Here is a 16,978-nt window from a genome sequence, read left to right as displayed (position 1 = left end):
ATCATGTTTCCTCCTTAATTTCAAAGTATTTCGTATGAACAGCAAAGGGAGTAAACTCCTTTCCCCCGCCTTCATAAAACTTGCCAAAAAACTCAACAAATGATAACCGGTTGGTATGTACATAAGCCCCCAGCAGATTTATGGCCATATTGAGAGCGTGACCGATCAGAAAAACAACCGTAAACAGCACCGCACCCATGACACTGTCGCCAAACATGGCGCCCATCTGATTAATCACTGTTGCGATGACACCGGTGGCAAGGCCAAGGGCCAGCAGGCGGGAATAGGAAAGAATATCGCTCAGATAACCGGTTACATTATATAATCCATAAAGGCCTTTCAAAATACGCTTGAACCAGTTGCGGGATTCCCTTCCTGCTGTAAGGATAATTCCCGCGCCGGCAACTGCGGCGATACTGCCCGCTGCTTTTCCCACAACAGAAGGCAGGACAAAATTCAGTCCGAACATCCCGGCAAATTGTGAGCTGGAAAGCAGGACAACAATGAGCCCGCCCACCAGCAGATACCAGAATAGAACGTCATAAACGGCATCTTTGTACTGCTTCGCCCGGATACATTGAACCAATTTGGCTCCCAGGCCCGTGAATAAATGAAGAACGCCAACTGCCATGGAAAACACAAGCATCTGCATGGGGTCATTGACAGGCTCAAACCACAGAGGCGGGACGGAAACCGTCCTGTGAAAAAATGTAGTCGATACGATCTTCGTCACATCTCCAAACCAGCTGCCAAACATGGCGCCCCAAAATGTTGTGGAGATACCGCAGAAGAAGAACATACGCAGGGTTTTCTGCATTCCAGGTTCCATATTTTTGTATTTCCGCAGGCAGAATCCGCAGCCGAGTACCATCAGCAAACCATACCCCGCATCGGACAGCATCAGCCCGAAAAGAATATAATAGAAGATTGCCATTAAAAACGTCGGATCGATTTCCCCTTTTCCCGGCAGGCTGAAAGATCGTAAAACGCCTTCCACCGGTTCGGCAAACTTGTTGTTTTCCAGCAGAATCGGTACGTCCGCATCCCCGGAGGGATCTTCATATTCCACCAATAAATCAAATTGTTCATTCAGAATGGCAGCGGCAGTGTCCGCCTTTCGCGCCGGAATGTAACCTTCCAGAAAGAAAGCATGCCGGGACTGCAGCAATCGCCCTGCGACATCCGCTTTTTCCTTTCTAATGGCATAGCAGTCCAGCATTCCCTTCAGACTGTCACGCTGCCCGGATAAGTCCCGGATTTCCTCCTCTGCCGTATCCCGGGCTTTCTCCAACCTGTCTTTCTTCTCCTTCCATTCCTGCATCTGCCGGATGGGGAGAGTCGGAACGGATGCGGATGGATAGGCAAACCCCATGCTTCTCAGTGCATTTTCAACCGGGCCGGCATCCCTGCGGAGACAGAGCAAAACAATACAGACCTGTTCCCTGGTCGAACTGACGATTTCCAGATGAACCGCATCCACCGCCGGAAGCCGGTCGAACAGGGACGCAAGGAGTTCTTCCCGGGACATTTCACCGGTCAGGGACCCGATAAATGCAGCCACCGATTTTGTTCCCCGAAACTGCAGGGGAAGATCCAGACTGCTCCAGGGAACCAAAGAATCCATCTGTACCTGGAGCTTCTCCATACCTGCCCTGTATTCTGAAATGGTGTCCGATAATTCCCGGATATGTTTTGCTGTCTCCAGGATCTCTTCCTGTTCCCCGTCCAGTTTCTCATACCTCTTTCGGGAAAGCTCCTGTTTCCCGTTCAGTACATTCAGCATGGGTTTCTTTTCCGGTACATGACGGTCCAATATCTCCAAAGCTTCCTGCACGACTGCTGCCTGCTTTTCCAGCAGCAATTTTTCAGAGGAAACATCATATTTATAAAACGCATTATCTTTCCTGTTGATATCATTGATCTGAACCGTGCCGCAGCGCTGCAGGACATCCAGCACCGCTCTGCGGTCCTTTTTCAATCCAATCATTGAAATATGCTTCATCGGCAGTATTGCCATGGAACCTTGCCTCCCTTAAGATCCAATCCTTCTCTGATCCGCAATGGTACAGGGAATCACAGAATATTCGACAGAATCCATTGAATTGCCGTTTGCTCCTTTTTCTCAGCGGATTTTCGGAGTGATTCCGTTTCCTTTTCCGCCTGACGCAGAGTCTTTGTAATCAAATCCGCTCCCTGCTGCCCTGCTGCCTCCAGATCAATACGGGCTTTTTCCCTTGCTTCACTGATTCGTTTTTCATATCTGCCATTCGCCTCATTTTTGGCGTCCGCAATCATTTTAGCACCTTTTGCCGACGCGTCCTTCACGATCTGATCGGCTTCCTGCTCTGCCCTGCGGATGGCTTCCACCGCTTCCTTCGCCAATTCAACCACCACCGTTTCCGATATACTGACGATATATGTAGAATAAATCATGTTCCGGTACGAAATTATTTCCATTATATCAAATACTGAATGGATTATCCAGAACTACACCTTCCTTTTCTACCTTTTCCATTCACACCTTTTCCATTCCGCTGTTCCTCCGTTCCCATGCCGGATGCTGCGCCAAAATCCTTCAGCCATGAGATTGATAAGAGGCAAAAATGGCAGGAAGGCCTGTCAAAGGCCTCCCGTTACCAACCTCCCTTTATAAAGACTCTGCAGCCTTCAGCCAATGCCGGCATATCATGGCATGTCCCTCCGCCGTTGGGTGTACCCCGTCAGCCGCCCAGAACCGCGGATCCTTTCGGGAAGAAGCGGCGGCAAAAATCCCGTCCAGCGGTACCAGTGCGGCGTCAAACTCCCTTGCCAGCTCCCGGACGACATCGATCTTTGGATTTAAGTCCTCCCGCCAGGAAGTCTTTTGCTCTTCCGTTACCATCAGCAAAAAAGGTTCCATCAAAATAATATCGGCGTCCAGATGCTCCCGGACCTGCGACAGAATCCTGCGATAGTGATCCCGAAAGACTTCCGCAGAAGTGGGATCTTTCCGATCAAATCTTCTCCAGGTATCATTGATGCCAATCAATATGGACACCACATCCGGTTTCACATCCAGGCAGTCTCTCTGCCACCGGTTCACAAGATCAATGGATCGGTTGCCGCTGATGGCCCGATTGACAAACCGCACATTCTTCCCCGGATGCAGTGCGCCGTACCAGGCCGCTGCCATATAGGGATATCCTGTCCCCAGATAGTGATCATCCTCCCGGCTTCTGCCACAGTCCGAAGTGCTGTCTCCCTGAAACAAAACCAATGCATTCTCTTTCATTCGACTCTGCCTCCCAGCTAAATGATGCTGATAATTATAATGTAAATTAGATTTCTCCTGCCGGTATTTCTCAATTTCCCGGCAAGTCGTTCCCCTTCTTGTCCTCAAATCCATCCAGACAGGAAAAACGTACGCCGTCCTTCTTCCAGCCCCACAGGGAGTCCAGGTTGACATTCTGGGCGGATTTGAAGATGGACTGGTCTATCCCGCTGTTGGACTCCTTCAGCTTTGCGATCAGCTCCTTGACCTCCCTGCGCTTGCCGGATGTCTTCTTTGCTGCCACCACACAGCCGCAGTTCATGGCGGGAATCCCGTTATCAGAAGTGAATCTTTTGATGTCTTCCTCATGGATATAGCACATGGGACGGATCAATTCCATGTGCTCAAAATGCCGGGCCCGGAGTCTTGGGCGCATGGTTTTGAATTCGCCGGCATAAAACAGGTTCAAAAGCGTCGTCTCAATGATATCATCAAAATGATGTGCCAGTGCCAGCTTGTTGCAGCCCAGTTCCTGTGCTTTCCCGTAGAGAGCGCCCCTTCGCATCCGTGCGCACATATAGCAGGGATAATCCCGGGCAATGTGATCCACAATCCGGAAGATATCCGTTTCGAACAACTTCACCGGAATATTGAGATACTCACAGTTCTCCAGCAACAACTGCCGGTTGGTCTCATGAAAGCCCGGATCCATGGAAATAAACTCCAGTTCAAAGTGACAGACCCTGTGCTTCTCCATTTCCTGAAACAGCTTTGCCATCAGAAGGCTGTCTTTCCCCCCGGAAACCGCAACGGCGATCCGGTCCCCTTCTTGCACCAGTTTATAATCCCGTACGGCTTTATTGAACTTTGCCCACAGGTATTTCCGATATTCCTTCACGATGCTGCGCTCGATTTCCTTCAGTGGCTTCCTCTCCAAAAGGGAAATTCCTGCCTCACAGCCGCTCCCTGCCAGGTTTTCCAATTCCCATCACCTCAGTTTTCCTTTTCACAGCGATATTGTGCCAGCAGCAGATCTACCATTCTGCCGTAACTGCGTTCCCCATCCTCCTGATGATTGGCTTTCAGATACAGGTCATTGGACCGGGAGGAAGCCCTCCGGATGGGACCGTCGTATTTTTCCTGATACTTGCTGCTCTCGGCCAGATCTCTCCGAACGCTCTGATCCAGTTCGTTATACAGATCCCGATACGCGTTTTCGTCCAGTCCATAAACCGTATCCAGGGTATAATCCAGGGCAAACAGTGCACCGGCATATTGAAAGTCCACATCCGGATGAAGACTGCAGGTCAGATAGGCAATATAATTGGCCTCATCTTCCCTGGCAAATCCCAGCTGATGTGCCGTTTCATGCATCATGGTGGACAGAATCATGGGAGTCGGGATCTTCATATTGACATTGGACTCCACGGTAAACGGGCAGTAGATCCCCCAGATATGCGTATAGGCAATGACAGGAGAGAACAGCAGCGGTTTCGGCCTGCTGCGGACACTCTTCAGCTCCGGCACATAACGGGAAGCCGCTTCGTATCCCCTGTAGCATCGCCGGAAGCCCCCTTCTGCGCCGCCAAAGGGTACCATCACACCGGACGGATTTTCCGAAACGTCTTTTCGAAGGGTATTGGCGTCCTTTGCCAGCTTCTGCGACAACTGAACCAGCTCTTCCGTGGATGACGCCTGAATTTCCAGCCCGGTAATTTCGGAAAAACTCAGGCGATTATAGTTGAATCCCCAAAGGACAAGAAACAGGGAATAAAGCAAACTGACTGCAAACAGTGCATTGAGTACAAAGTTCCGCAGCCGGGTCCACCGGCCCCGGCGGTCCCGGATCATTCCCCGGATCAGAACTGCCAGTCTCCACAGGACAATCAGCAACAGTGCAGCCACAAGCATTTCTCCCACGGAAAAAGGAATCCACCCCAGCAATTTTCCGATCAGCCAGGATATCCCTTTATATATCCCTCCCGAGTAATACTTCTCAGTCCACAGACTGTGTTCCCTGGACAGGACGTTGATCAGCCATCCGAGAGGGAGCAACAGGATCAGCCAATATTTTTTATAACTCTTTCGCTTTTGCCCGAACAATGCAGATTCTCGTGAAAACAAACTATCTCATCCCAACCGCTTTAATAATATCGGTTTCTATTATAGCACAAACCGTCGGATTCGTGTTTAGCCCAATGAAAATGAAAGATAAGAATACAATCCATGACAGACTGGAATTCCGCCTGCAGGGCCGGGCAAAGAAAAAGCCCGGGGGTATCCCCGGACTCTATGTACTTTATTTGTTTTCCCGGCCTTTCCCGGTTAATTCAGAATGCGCCTTGCCCCTTTATAGTTCTTCGAAAAATAAGATCCGTTGAGACCTTTCGTTATGATTTTTTTATGACTGTTCGATGCATGGATGAGCTGGCCGCCTCCCATATAAATTGCAACATGGCCTATCGGGCCGCCTGGTTTTCTGGAAAAAAGCAGAATATCTCCGGGAGCCAGATCTGCTTTGGAAACCGATCTGCCATCCGCAGCTTGTGCCCCGGACACTCTGTTCAGCTGATACCCAAAATGACTGTATACATAGGAGGTAAATCCGGAACAGTCAAAGGCATTGGGACCACCTGCTCCATATACATATGGCTTTCCCAACTGCTGCCGGGCAAATGCAACCACTGCACTCTGCGTTGCGGATCCCCGGGCGGCTCCTCGATTTGTCACAGGTGCCTGATAGCTGGCAACAGAGGTACGGGCTTTTCTGGAAGATTTCCCTGCAGAGGTTCTCCGCATCGAAGCATCCTCCACCACAACGGGCTTAGGCTTTTTCGTTCCTTTGGCTATAATTTTGCTGACCGGCTGCTCCACAACGTTTTCTCCCAGGATCTCCCGGCTGACCTCATTGCCATTTTCCCGGACAATGTTTACCTGAATTTCCTTTTTCCCGTTGCGGCCTTCCTGAACGGTCCTGGATTTTCCCACGGGGATGCTCTTATCCTCTTTTTCCTCCGTGCCAAACGGGATCTCTTCCTGGTAGCTGGACTTTTCCTTTGTCACAACGGACAGCAGTTTCTTTTCAGCGGACAGCTCAATCTCCTGCCCCGGCTTGAGATTGGAAACGTCCAGCCCCGGATTCAATGTCAGAATATCGTTGACATGGGTCTGATTGGCGGCGGCTATTGTCCACAGGGAATCTCCCTCCACAATCGTATATTTTTTCTTGTCTTCCTTGTTCTGACGGAGCATATCGGTTGCTTCCTTTTCCTCCGTCACTTTATCATAAGGAACTTTCTCCGGTTCGATCTTCACATTCTCCGCAAACTTCACTTCCTGTACCTCATTCGCCGCGGTTTCGATGGACTTCACAAAAGGTGCCTGAATTGCGTTTACAATATGATCTGCCTGTTCTTTGGAACATACATGGCATACCGTATTCCCGTTCACTTTAATCGCAAAGGCCTCTGTCTCAATATCCACAGCCTTCTCTATGCTCTCTGCCATCTTGTCCTCACTGACATCCTCCGCCTTTCCGGCGTCCACTTTCTTGAAATGGACATCAGAGATAATGTCAACGTTGTCCGGATATTTCTCCTTTAAATCCTTCAGCACATCGTCGTAATAATCCAGCCCCCTGGCAGCATGCTGAATCACGCCGACCGACACATCATTGACATACATCTCATAGACCCCGGCGTTCTCTTTTTGCTTGACCATGCGCTCGGCAGGAGCAAAAGATGTCAGCGTCCCTGCTGTGAACATACACATTGTAATAGGAAGCAGTATTTTGGATTTTTTCATTTGATTGACCCCCTCCCAACTGGAATAAACCCCTGTAACATTTCTACCTTACTGCACCCGTGTCTCAAGATGTATTCATGACTTGCGCTGCCTTCGTCATACCTGTGTCCTATGGTTACACCACTGCCAATCCGTGTACCATCCGTAATCTGTGTTACATCCATGTTTCGAATACATTACAATTTTGTTACATTAATAAGTATATTCGACGTAGATATAATAATTCCTCCTCAGGATTAAAATTTTTATATTTTTTTTGGATACAGTTTGTTTCTGTCTCAAATACCTGCTATACTTTAGGAAGAGGTCCTGATTTGATCAGGGAAGAAAGGAAATAATAAATGACCGAAGATTGCTGCAGGCAGAAGAGGGAAAAGCAGGAGGGTTTGCTGCAATGCCGGATGCAAATATAACAAAGATTGCCCTTGCGAATTCCCTGAAAAAATTAATGACGAAAAAGTCTTTCAATAAACTCAGCGTCCGCGATATTGTGGACGAATGCGGTCTGACCAGGCAGTCCTTCTATTACCACTTTAAAGATAAATACGATTTGATGAACTGGATCTACTACACGGAGACCACCCGGTTTATGACCTCTTATGATTCCCTTGAGAACTGGACGGATGGTTTGAAGGATCTTTGCTGCTACATGCAGCAAAACAAAACATTTTATACCAATGCACTCAACACCACCGGGCAAAATTCCTTCCCTGAGTATTTGAATACTTACATCAGGGATATTGCCATATCTGCGATTGAAAACTCCCCGCCCCCGGAGAAGTACGACCGTGATAAATGGGAATTTTTCGTATCGTTCTTTGCTACTGCTTTTGTTGCTTTTCTTATCCGCTGGGCCAATGAGGGCATGAAAGAAGATCCTGCGGAATTCATAGAGAAGATCCGTAGCTTTTTTGATGGGAGCGTCCTTCATGAACTGGCGGACCAAATCCAAAAATCGTCCGGAAAAGAAATAACAAAAATGACAAAAAAAGAAAAGGACTGAAGTCCTTTACGTCGTACTGAGATACACTTGATTGGTCTTCCGGGCAGAAAGATCCACCTTCCGATACCCCTCCCCGGAGAGAATGGCCTTTGTGATGTCATGAATATCCCGATACCACTCCATCGTCAGCAGCGGCTGGCCATTTTCCCCTCTTGTGCTGCGTGCAAAGTGATAAACGGACTTTCTGCATTCGTCCGAAACGCCCTCTTCCGCAACGTATATTCCAAAGAAACAGCCGGAATCAATGGCGGACCGGACATACTCCGGGGCAACTGCCGGAATCATTGTCTTATCGTTGTAATTTACATGGAATCCATAGAGACACCGGTTGCACCGCAGCAGGTGGAATGCTGTTCCCCTGCCCTTCCATTGAAGATCGCTGCCCTCTGCCTGCACTGAAACAATCATATTGTTTCTCCTGCCCACGATATCCGCCGTCTCCTCTGTAATGACGTCGGGCGGCACCTTCAGGGCAAACATGCATTCATCGTACCGCTCCACAATGTCGCACAGCCTGGAAACGTCCCCTGTGTCATGCAGGCAGACGATATAGGAGTAAATGCCAAGTTCCCGGAGTTCCTGAATACAACGGTCCATATTGGGAAAGAAGTCCGGATCCGGCTCACTCCGGTCAAAAATGATCAGCCAGGGAGCCAAATCCCCTGTGCTTTTCCATCTCTTTTTCAGCTTGCGGGCTCCGTGGATTAAACTGCTGTATCCCAGATTCAATCCCACTTTCCTGATCGTGTCATTGTTCACATCGGTGATCATACTGGAAATAAGAATATGGTACGGAGTCTGGGGACTGGAAATGATTTTTTTGGCAATGCTGAAAAAATTTTTCTGCGTCTCTGTCTGGGCATAAAGCAGCCCCAGATCCACCAGATTCCTGGTACTTCGCTTCGTACTGCTCTTCATATCCTCCATGGCTTTGCTGACCGCTATATTAATAGCCTGACGTACCAAACGATGCTGCAGATCCAATGTGATCAACTCCTGTGAATTCAAAAACCCAATTTTATTGTAGCCCGGAGTGCAGCTATTCTCTATTGTCAAAATAGTAGAAGTGTTAAAAATCCTTACAAATATTCTTATTTGTCTATTTCACTATAGTAAATCCACTCCTTCTTCCTTTTCCAGCCAGCGGCAGTAGTCGTCCTTACAGGAACACGGGCTTCTGTGTTCACAGGGGTTTACTTCCAGGATCTCCAGAATCTCTTTCTTGTATTTTTTGTATTTCTCATTATGCCTGTTCCAAAATGCATACATGCAGCCGAAAATCACGGTGGTAACCAGCAGAAGGCGGAAATAAACCGCTTCCAGCCAGGAAGGCAGGGGAGCGCCATTGGGAGCCGCAGCAGGAAGGGAGAACCAGCTGTTCATATAATAGTCCATATTTCCAAGGAAATAACCCCATAACAGGGCAGCGACCAGTCCAACCGGTATCATGACAGCCAGATCCGTCGCTTTTTGACGATACACTTTCAACAACTTGTCTGTTTTTTTGTTCAACGCGTAACTGAGTGTTCTCGGTCTGGGCATTGGTCTTCCCCCTTTCCTATCTCTATTATTATCTATTCGATAAAAAGGAGAATATGACAGTTTCCCCACAGCATGGCCCCGGATACCGCAGCAGGCGCAACGCCCTGTAATGCTGTAATGCCTGGCATTCATACAAAACCGGCTGTTTGGGTGTTGATAAAGTTTGGTATACAATATATAATTGAATACTTAGGTGAGTACTTCAATAAACCATTGATAAAAGAAAAGGTGAAAAGATGAACTGCTTCATCGGGATTGACATCGGTTCCACCACAGTCAAGGTCGTTGTATTGGATGAAAAAAGCAATATCATATACAAGCATTACGGAAGGCATTACGCACAGGTCCGGGAAAATACCATGCAGATTCTCAAAGGTCTTGATGATCTGCTGGAAGGGAACCGTCTGAAGGTCGCCATCACAGGATCTGCCGGACTGGGATTGTCCAGGGATGCCCGGCTGGAATTTGTTCAGGAGGTTTTTTCCACCCAGATAGCCGTGGAAAACTTTCAGGAAAACGTGGATGCTGTCATCGAGTTGGGCGGAGAAGACGCAAAGATCCTTTTCCTGACCGGAGGAATTGAAGAGAGAATGAATGGCAGCTGCGCAGGCGGCACAGGAGCCTTCATCGATCAGATGGCTTCCCTGCTGAATGTATCCCTGGAGGAATTGGACAAACTGAGCGCCGGGCATCAAAAGATTTACAATATCGCATCCCGCTGCGGTGTTTTTGCCAAATCCGACATACAGCCCCTGCTGAATCAGGGAGCCAATAAATCCGATATCGCTGCCAGCATCTATCAGGCCGTTGTGGATCAGACCATTGCCGGTTTGGCCCAGGGACGTGAGATCAAGGGAAAAGTCGCTTTTCTGGGCGGCCCCCTGACTTTTCAAAAGGGCCTGCAGGAGCGCTTTGTCGATACCCTGTCCCTGGATGACGAACACGCCCTGTTTCCGGACAATGCAGAGTACTATGTTGCGCTGGGCGCTGCTCTGTATAGTAAAAACACCGCCACCATGGATTACGAAGAGCTCATGGATCAGCTTTCCGGGGCGCAGTACAACCGGAGTGCCATCCAATGCGCCCCTCCCCTGTTTGATTCCCCGGAAGATTATCAGGCATTCTATGCCCGTCACAGCAAGGACAGGGTGGACCACCTTGATATCCGGACATGGCAGGGAGACGCCTATCTAGGCATCGATGCCGGTTCCACCACCATCAAGCTGGTTTTGATCACACCGGACGGTGACATCCTGTATGATTTCTATCAGTCCAATTATGGGGAACCGATTCCCCTGGTAAAGGAACAACTGAAAAACATTTACCGTCTCTGCGGGGACCGGATCCGGATCCGTGCTGCCGCCTCCACCGGTTATGGGGAAGAGCTGATCCGAAATGCCTTCCATCTGGACGGAAACATCGTCGAAACCGTTGCCCATTATTTTGCCGCCCGATTCTATGATCCACAGGTGGATTTTATCCTGGATATCGGCGGACAGGACATCAAATGCATGAAAATAAAAAACAACGCCATTGATTCCATTATGCTGAACGAAGCCTGCTCCTCCGGCTGCGGTTCCTTTATCGATACCTTTTCCCAGGCGCTGGGATATTCGATTTCCGAATTTTCAAAACTGGGCCTGTTTGCAGAGCATCCGGTGGATCTCGGATCGCGCTGCACCGTATTCATGAATTCCTCCGTGAAACAGGCCCAGAAAGACGGTGCGGATATAAAGGATATTTCCGCCGGCCTGGCCATGAGCATTATTAAAAATGCATTGTACAAGGTGATCCGTATTTCCTCTCCGGATAAGCTGGGCAACCATATTGTAGTGCAGGGAGGGACTTTCCTGAACGATGCCATCCTCCGCAGCTTTGAGCAGGAGACCGGAAAGCAGGTAACCCGGCCGCCCATTGCCGGATTGATGGGAGCCTTTGGCGCCGCCCTCCATGCAAAGGATCTGGGCAGAGAACATTCCAATGTCCTGGGTCCGGCGGAGCTTGCCGCATTCACCCATACCTCAAAGGCCGCCACCTGCAACGGCTGTACCAATCACTGCAAGCTTACCATCAATCTCTTCAGCGGAAAGGAACGATATATTTCCGGAAACCGGTGCGACCGGCCTCTTGGAAAGAAAAAGAAAACCGAGCTGCCCAATGCCTATCGGTTTAAGCTGGAGCGTCTGAAGAAATATCAGCCCGGAAAAGAAGCGCCTCTTGGCAGGATTGGCATTCCCATGGGATTGAATATGTACGAAAATCTCCCGTTCTGGCATACCCTGCTGTCGGAGATGGGATTTGAAGTCGTACTTTCCGGTCCCACCACCCGTAAAACCTATACAAAAGGACAGCATACCATTCCGTCCGATACGGTATGCTACCCTGCCAAACTGATGCACGGACACATTGAACAGCTGCTGGAGAAGGGAGTTTCCACGATTTTCTATCCATGCATGACGTATAACTTTGATGAACATGCAGGAGACAATCACTACAACTGCCCGGTCGTCGCCTACTACCCGGAGCTGATCAAGGCAAATATCTCCGCTTTGGAACAGATCAACTTCCTGAATCCTTATTTTTCGTTGTCAAGTCCGAAAAAATTTGTAAAAAAAGCCGGCCGGTATTTCAAAAAGGAATTTGGAGTGCCGGAAAAGATTACAAAGGCAGCAACCGAAAAGGCATATGCAGAATATTCCCACTACCAGGAAGATGTTCGTTCCTACGGGAAAAAAGCGCTGGAGTTCGCAGAAAAGAATGGTTACCAGGTGATTGTCCTGGCAGGAAGGCCGTATCACATTGATCCGGAAATCAATCATGGCATGGATCAGCTGATCAATTCCCTGGGATTGGTGGTCGTATCGGAGGATTCCATCAGCTACCTGGAAGAAAAGGAAAAGATGGATGTCCTGAATCAGTGGACCTATCACTCCAGGCTGTATGCCGCTGCAAAGTATGTAACCCGGCACCGCAATATGCAGCTGGTGCAGCTGGTTTCCTTCGGCTGCGGGCTGGACGCCATTACCACCGATGAAGTGCGCAGGATCCTGGAGGATGGATCCCGGCTTTATACCCAGATCAAAATTGATGAAATCAGTAATCTCGGAGCTGCCCGGATCCGTCTGCGCAGTCTGATTGCAGCTGTTTCATTATAAATACAATAGAGAGACTGTCTCCGGACAGTGAGTTGTCAGAGGTGAATCCATGAGTAAACTGGAATATGCAAAAGACGGCAGACTGCTGTTTACAAAGGAAATGAAAGAGGAATACACCATCCTGATGCCGATGATGCTTCCCATTCACTTTACTTTTTTGAAAAATATATTGGACAAGTTCGGCTATCATATGGAATTGCTGCGCACTACCCATCCGCAGATTATAAACGAAGGGCTTCAGAATGTTCATAATGATACCTGCTATCCTGCCCTTCTGGTCATTGGACAGTTGCTGGATGCCATTCAGAGCGGAAAATATGACATTGACCGGATCGCCCTCATTATTACCCAAACCGGAGGCGGCTGCCGGGCATCCAACTACATCTATCTGCTTCGAAAGGCCCTGAAAAAGAACGGTTTGGAAAAGATACCAGTGGTTTCCTTCAATATGAATGGTATGGAAAAAAATCCCGGATTTCAGATCACACCGGGAATGCTGGTTCAGCTGGTCTATGCTGTTCTTTATGGAGACATTCTCATGTTGGTTTCCAATCAGGTCCGCCCCTACGAAGTTCATACAGGGGCTGCTGACCGGCTGACCGAAAAATGGATTCAGAAACTAAGCCGTGAGCTCAGCGGAAAAAGCATTCTGAACAACAAACAAGTAAAAAAGAATATGGATCAAATTGCGGCCGAGTTTGCATCTATCCCCGTTCAGGATAAAAAAAAGATCCGTGTGGGCATCGTGGGGGAAATCTATATGCAGTATTCTCCCCTGGGAAACAATAATCTGGAGGAATTTCTTCTGAAGGAAGACACGGAAGTGGAAATCCCGGGGCTCCTCAATTTTGTCCTCTACAGCTGCGACAATGGAGTGACCGATGCAAAACTGTATGGCGGTCACAAAGCAGCTGCCACCCTGAATTTTATTCTGAAAAAATTCCTGGAAAAAATGCAGAACATGATGAGGGAAGCGGTCCGGACCCAAAAGCGTTTCCGGGTGCCGGCTTCCTTTGAACACATCAAATCCCTGGTCTCCGGTTATATCTCAACCGGCGCCAAAATGGGGGAAGGCTGGCTTCTGACAGCTGAAATGCTGGGGATGGTAACGTCCGGCGTGGAGAATATCGTCTGCACCCAGCCCTTTGGCTGCCTGCCAAACCATATCGTCGGAAAGGGAATGATCCGTAAAATCAGGGAAAACCATCCCAATGCCAACATCGTAGCCATCGATTATGACCCGAGTGCGACGCGGATCAATCAGGAGAACCGCATCAAGCTCATGCTGTCCACCGCCAAATTGAACTTCGCCAATCCTGGCTGACGTCGGCCGCAGCTTTCCCATCCTGCAGCCCTTATCTTATCGATAAGCCCACAGCGCGATTGCCAGAAGCACCAGCAGAATCGGCCCGAATACACACAGGGCGGAAAGGATCAGAGCAGAAACATCCTTCTTTTCCAGAAGGGTGTTTTCTTCCCGTTCTTCTTTTCCTTCCTTCCTGCCGTCCGGCTTTTTGCTTTGATCCTTCAGCCATTCCATGGCCCGGTCCAATTTACTCTGTAAAATCATATCGACATCGAAACCGCCTTACTCCCTCTCATTCCAATGGATTCTGCCGAACAGTTCAATCGGATAAAAATGCGGGATCCACTTATTCCTCATCCATTTCCCTGATTCAGACGGTGATGGCACGCCACAAAATGGCCTGGCCTTGCTTCTTTCATTTCAGGTACCCTTTTGCTGCAAATTTCTGTTGCATACCGGCATCGGGTATGAAATTTACAGCCTGCCGGGGGATGAATGGGACTTGGTATATCTCCTTCCAGAATAACATCTTTCTTTTTATCTTCTATATCCGTGGTTGGGATGGCAGAAAGCAGCGCTTCCGTATAGGGATGCATGGGCGCATCATATAGTTCCTTCGTTTCCGCCAGTTCAACAATATTGCCCAGATACATCACCCCGACCCGATCACTGATATACTTGATGACGCTGAGATCATGGGAGATAAACAGATAGGTCAGATTTTGCCGCTCTTTCAGATCAAGAAGCAGGTTGATAATCTGGGATTGTATGGATACATCCAGCGCAGATACGGCTTCATCACATACAATGAATTTCGGATTCAGGGCGACGGACCGGGCAATGCCGATACGCTGTCTCTGACCGCCGGAAAACTGATGGGGATAACGATGAATGAAATAGGGAGCCAGCCCGCATTTCTCCATGGTATCCATCACATAACCCTGCAGCTTTTTATCATTTCTGTGAAACATCTTATGAGCCAGCAGGCCTTCTGTTATAATCTGCCCCACTGTCATCCTGGGATTCAGGGAAGAATAAGGGTCCTGGAAGATCAGCTGAAGGTCCTTCCGGAGTGTTCGCATCTCCTCTTCCGTCAGTCTGGTCAGGTTGATCCCCTTGTCCCGGTATGCCTCGTATTTCTCAAAATCCGGATGGGACCGGTACTGTTCCATCATTTTATATATCCGGTTCCGTACCTCCTGTAGTACGGCTTCTTCCTTCGCAAGCCTGCTTTCCTTCTGATCAATGGCTTTCCGGTTGTCCACCGTATCCTTTTTGATTTCCGCTTCACTTTTTCCCTTATCCTTTAACGTGGATTCCAGCGCAGCCAGCTCCAGCCGGTCCATATTGAGCCGGTCCTTCCGTCTGCGCACCGCTACGCTTTCCTGATACTCCTTCACCAGGATTTCCGATATCGGTGACAAATCCTCCGCCACAAAGAAACCACCGATGAGCTGTACAATATCCAGAAAGGTATCCCGTGCTGTCTTATGGGCATTCCGGTAACCAAGCCAGGCTTCCTGCTTTTCCCTTCCATCCGGCAAAGATTCATAATGTTTCCTTGCCTCTGTTGCCTTTTTCTTTTGCTCTTCCATCTTCCTGCGTTCTTCGGTCAGATGACTCAGGATATGCATCACATATTTGGGAGCCAGTTCATCCACATCCCGTCCGTAGTACATCGTACGGCCGTCGGTCTGTTGATACAGCTGAAGCAGGGAACGTCCCAGCGTGGATTTCCCACATCCGCTTTCTCCCACCAGACCAAGGGTCTCCCCTTCATAGATATCCAGGGATATATCGTCGTTTGCCCGGACATACAACCGTTCTCCGGAAAATACACTGGACTTTTTTACCGGGAAATACTGCTTCAGATGTTCTATTCTCAGTAAAACCTTTCGATCCGTCTTCTCCTTCATCTTATCCATTGGTTCTCACCTCCATATCGGGATAGAAACAGCGTACGGTATGACCCGGCTCAACTTCCGTCAGTTCCGGCGGCTTTTCCCTGCACCGGTCGGTGGCATATTTGCATCTGGGAGCAAACTTGCAGCCTTTCGGAAGATCCAATGGATGGGGTACGGACCCCGGTATGGCTTCCAGTCTGGTGCCCACCGGCATATCCAGTCTCGGAATGGAAAACATCAGTCCCTCTGTATAGGGGTGAGAAAAGTGCGGCGTTTTTGAAAAAATGGTTCTTGCAGAAGCATACTCCACCACTTCCCCGCAATACATCACTGCCACATCATCCGCCATTTCACAGATCACACCCAGATCGTGGGTAATGAACAGAATGGAGGTGTCAATTTCACTTTTCAGTTCATTCATCAGCTTCAATATCTGCGCCTGTATGGTTACGTCCAGTGCAGTGGTCGGCTCATCCGCAATCAGCAATTTGGGCCGGCAGGCCAGAGCCATGGCAATCATCACCCTCTGCCGCATGCCCCCGGAGAGCTGATGGGGATATTGTTTTGCTACTGCTTCCGGGTTTGGTATTTTTACCAGGGATAATTCCTCGATCACCTTTTGGGACGCCTGCTTTCTCGTCAGCCCCTGATGGATCATAAACGGTTCTCCCACCTGTCTCTCCACGGTAAACACCGGATTCAGCGACGTCATGGGTTCCTGGAATATGACGGATACGTCATTTCCACGAATTCCGGACATCTGATTCACCGGGACCTTGACCAGGTCCCTGCCTTCAAAAAGGATTTCCCCGCTGTCGATATATCCGTTGCCGTCCAGCAGCTTGATTATGCTCATGGCGGAAACGCTTTTCCCGCTGCCGCTCTCCCCGACAATTCCCAGGGTCCGGCCGGGTTCCACGGAATAGGACACACCGTTTACTGCCTTTACGGTTCCACGTTTTGTTTTAAAGTACGTATGCAGATCCTTTACTTCCAATAATGCCATTTGTCAGC

General features: G+C 49.0%; 14 protein-coding genes and 1 pseudogene. 3 read left to right on the top strand and 12 right to left on the bottom strand.

Annotated features, from left to right (window positions below; all coding sequences use genetic code 11):
- Position 1: 1 nt before the first annotated feature.
- The 6 genes from QBE55_09945 to QBE55_09920 form a co-directional block, all read right to left on the bottom strand.
- Complete coding sequence (locus QBE55_09945; GenBank protein ID WZL77860.1) at positions 2-2,017, bottom strand: V-type ATP synthase subunit I; 2,016 nt, start codon at positions 2,015-2,017, stop codon at positions 2-4.
- 56 nt (positions 2,018-2,073) lie between these two features.
- Positions 2,074-2,433 carry a hypothetical protein gene (locus QBE55_09940; protein WZL77859.1) on the bottom strand — a complete coding sequence of 120 codons (360 nt, stop codon included), beginning with the start codon at positions 2,431-2,433 and terminating at the stop codon, positions 2,074-2,076.
- A 214-nt stretch (positions 2,434-2,647) separates the two neighbouring features.
- Complete coding sequence (locus QBE55_09935; protein WZL77858.1) at positions 2,648-3,271, bottom strand: SGNH/GDSL hydrolase family protein; 624 nt, start codon at positions 3,269-3,271, stop codon at positions 2,648-2,650.
- Between the two features lie 70 nt (positions 3,272-3,341).
- On the bottom strand, positions 3,342-4,232 hold the full coding sequence (locus QBE55_09930; GenBank protein ID WZL77857.1) for an ATP-binding protein: 891 nt from the start codon (positions 4,230-4,232) through the stop codon (positions 3,342-3,344).
- 11 nt (positions 4,233-4,243) lie between these two features.
- Positions 4,244-5,374 (bottom strand): DUF3810 domain-containing protein, encoded by a 1,131-nt coding sequence (locus QBE55_09925; GenBank protein ID WZL77856.1) that lies wholly within the window; start codon positions 5,372-5,374, stop codon positions 4,244-4,246.
- Positions 5,375-5,575: 201 nt separating this feature from the next.
- Positions 5,576-7,054: an NlpC/P60 family protein gene (locus QBE55_09920; protein ID WZL77855.1), complete on the bottom strand. Its 1,479-nt coding sequence runs from the start codon at positions 7,052-7,054 to the stop codon at positions 5,576-5,578.
- 394 nt (positions 7,055-7,448) lie between these two features.
- Between QBE55_09920 and dhaS the strand changes: the two genes are divergently transcribed.
- On the top strand, positions 7,449-8,057 hold the full coding sequence (dhaS, locus tag QBE55_09915; protein WZL77854.1) for a dihydroxyacetone kinase transcriptional activator DhaS: 609 nt from the start codon (positions 7,449-7,451) through the stop codon (positions 8,055-8,057).
- A 6-nt stretch (positions 8,058-8,063) separates the two neighbouring features.
- On the opposite strand, the gene QBE55_09910 is transcribed toward dhaS, so the two are convergent.
- Positions 8,064-9,041 carry a hypothetical protein gene (locus QBE55_09910; GenBank protein ID WZL77853.1) on the bottom strand — a complete coding sequence of 326 codons (978 nt, stop codon included), beginning with the start codon at positions 9,039-9,041 and terminating at the stop codon, positions 8,064-8,066.
- 123 nt (positions 9,042-9,164) lie between these two features.
- The gene (locus QBE55_09905; GenBank protein WZL77852.1) at positions 9,165-9,599 is read right to left on the bottom strand and encodes a hypothetical protein; all 435 of its coding nucleotides are present in this window, start codon (positions 9,597-9,599) and stop codon (positions 9,165-9,167) included.
- Positions 9,600-9,835: 236 nt separating this feature from the next.
- Here QBE55_09905 and QBE55_09900 point away from each other — a divergent pair, with 236 nt between their 5' ends.
- Positions 9,836-12,754 carry an acyl-CoA dehydratase activase-related protein gene (locus tag QBE55_09900; protein ID WZL77851.1) on the top strand — a complete coding sequence of 973 codons (2,919 nt, stop codon included), beginning with the start codon at positions 9,836-9,838 and terminating at the stop codon, positions 12,752-12,754.
- A gap of 49 nt (positions 12,755-12,803) precedes the next feature.
- The gene (locus tag QBE55_09895; GenBank protein ID WZL77850.1) at positions 12,804-14,078 is read left to right on the top strand and encodes a 2-hydroxyacyl-CoA dehydratase; all 1,275 of its coding nucleotides are present in this window, start codon (positions 12,804-12,806) and stop codon (positions 14,076-14,078) included.
- Between the two features lie 36 nt (positions 14,079-14,114).
- Here the strand turns inward: QBE55_09895 and QBE55_09890 are convergent, their stop codons facing one another.
- From QBE55_09890 to QBE55_09875, 4 genes and pseudogenes are all read right to left on the bottom strand, one after another.
- Positions 14,115-14,324 (bottom strand): hypothetical protein, encoded by a 210-nt coding sequence (locus QBE55_09890; GenBank protein ID WZL77849.1) that lies wholly within the window; start codon positions 14,322-14,324, stop codon positions 14,115-14,117.
- An 89-nt stretch (positions 14,325-14,413) separates the two neighbouring features.
- The gene (locus QBE55_09885; protein WZL79916.1) at positions 14,414-15,391 is read right to left on the bottom strand and encodes an ATP-binding cassette domain-containing protein; all 978 of its coding nucleotides are present in this window, start codon (positions 15,389-15,391) and stop codon (positions 14,414-14,416) included.
- A gap of 312 nt (positions 15,392-15,703) precedes the next feature.
- Positions 15,704-15,976, bottom strand: a pseudogene (locus QBE55_09880) (ATP-binding cassette domain-containing protein).
- A 1-nt stretch (position 15,977) separates the two neighbouring features.
- Entirely contained in the window at positions 15,978-16,970 is a 993-nt protein-coding gene (locus QBE55_09875; protein ID WZL77848.1) for an ABC transporter ATP-binding protein, read from the bottom strand.
- Positions 16,971-16,978 lie beyond the last annotated feature (8 nt).

It is taken from the genome of Eubacteriales bacterium mix99, from assembly GCA_038396605.1.
In the GTDB taxonomy this organism is placed as follows: Bacteria; Bacillota; Clostridia; order Caldicoprobacterales; family DTU083; genus UBA4874.
Note: the sequence above shows the minus strand (reverse complement) of the source record. Positions and strands in the feature narration are given on the sequence as shown.